Source organism: Atlanticothrix silvestris CENA357 (assembly GCF_016056295.1).
Lineage (GTDB): Bacteria > Cyanobacteriota > Cyanobacteriia > Cyanobacteriales > Nostocaceae > Atlanticothrix > Atlanticothrix silvestris.
The window spans coordinates 1-1,540 of record NZ_JAECZB010000078.1 but is presented as its reverse complement, the minus strand read 5'-3'; the positions used below and the strand labels follow the sequence as shown (position 1 = coordinate 1,540).

3 protein-coding genes and 1 pseudogene are annotated in these 1,540 nt (G+C 38.8%); all 4 read right to left on the bottom strand.

Translation table 11 applies throughout. The features are described from left to right. Positions 1–108: 108 nt before the first annotated feature. On the bottom strand, positions 109–609 hold the full coding sequence (locus tag I8751_RS19935; protein ID WP_214440856.1) for a helix-turn-helix domain-containing protein: 501 nt from the start codon (positions 607–609) through the stop codon (positions 109–111). 36 nt (positions 610–645) lie between these two features. Further along, a complete protein-coding gene (locus I8751_RS19930; RefSeq protein WP_214440855.1) occupies positions 646–828 on the bottom strand; it encodes a hypothetical protein in 183 nt (60 codons plus the stop codon). 179 nt (positions 829–1,007) lie between these two features. After that, a pseudogene (locus I8751_RS19925) lies at positions 1,008–1,244 on the bottom strand (IS4 family transposase); the annotation flags it as partial. Between the two features lie 4 nt (positions 1,245–1,248). Then, positions 1,249–1,540: transposase (locus I8751_RS19920; RefSeq protein WP_214440854.1), on the bottom strand; the 292-nt coding region annotated here is incomplete at its 5' end.

The following is a 1,540-nucleotide window of genomic DNA, read 5'->3' as shown; positions in this document are numbered from 1 at the left end:
CCAGCTCCCCCTGCACCCCCTGCCTCCCCTGCTCTCTTCGCTCACCACACCAGTATCTAATTCTTTTGTGTTTATTTTTTGGCTCTATAACGTGTTTTTTAATGACTTCTAGGTATTGTGGCAGTTTTTTTTAAATTCTAATTCTGCTTCTTCGTTGTGTTTTATCCCGACTGCTCTTGGTACTTTTAACTTCGCTTTCATTCGATAACGTACTGTATCATGTACTACTTTGTATGACGCTTCTACTCCTTCCACTGCTTTCAACCATGTTCGGATTTCTTTATAACTCTTAAATCCTTCTGGCTGTTCGAGTTCTTTTAAAAGTTGTTCTTTGGTCAAATCATTAATAATTGGCGGTCGCCCTGTACTCTTTTTTATTGATAATAGACCATTTATTCCCGACTCTGTATAAGTTTTTAACCATCTCTGTACTGTCACCCTTTCTCTACCCACGACTACAGCTACATCCTGTATCGTTTTTATTTGTCCCATTTTCAGCAAATATAAAGCTTGAACTCTTTCGCGGCTTGATGCTACTTTTTGTTTTATGAGTAGTTCATGCAACTCTTCGACTGACTCTTTTATCTCTACTTTAGTGACTCCAACCATTTCCGCTCGCTCATATTTACTCCTAAGCTATCTGTATCATACTTTTAGTAAATTGGTATGAGTCCATAGACGCAAGCACAGCAGACCCAACTTTGGATGGTTGACCTGCATCATTTGGTTAGGTGTCGGCCATGTTGTCGAATCGTTGAGCTTAAACTTTTCACCGTGAACACGAGGACGACCAAAACCTGTGTAAGGTGGAGGCGCACCATAAAGCAATACGGTTCAGTTAAGGCTAGAAAGCTGATTAGTAATGTGAAATTTCGGAGCTTCTACTCTTTGTCAGGTACCTCTGTGTTGAGGCTTTTTAGAGCGAAACTTTGATACAGGTTTCTTCACGACTCTGGGATTAATACGGTGAACACGTTCAGGTAGCAACGTATCTAAAATCTCGACAATTAACCAATCGAAAAAAAAGGTAATTCTTCGGTCTGTAAGCCTTGAAATTTAGGAATAGCACGACGAATAACTCGTAATGTACCTGTAAAACTCAAGCGTAATGGTGGAACCCCAGCATTAGTTGCAGCTTGAAACATTAACACTCGTACTGACCAATGAGCTAACAACCAACCATAAATTTCTTGCACTACTTCTCGTGGTTTTTGAGAACGAACGTGAGTTTTACGCCCTAATACCAATTCACGAAAAATTTGATTCAAATAAAGCATCAAGAATAAAATCCCAACCTGTAATAGAAGCAACGATTGATGTGTTTAATTTTTCCAAACGCCTCCAGATAAATTGTCTTAACTCATCTAAAGTTCCAAAGCTTTCCCAAGCTAAATGCCTTTTAATTTCCTCCCATAATCGCTCAATTGGATTAACTTGGGGTGTGTGTGGAGGTTGAAATAATAAAATGATATTTTCTGGTATTTGAAGATGCTGGCTAAAATGAAAAGCTCCATTATCTAACTGAATAATATGGATATCT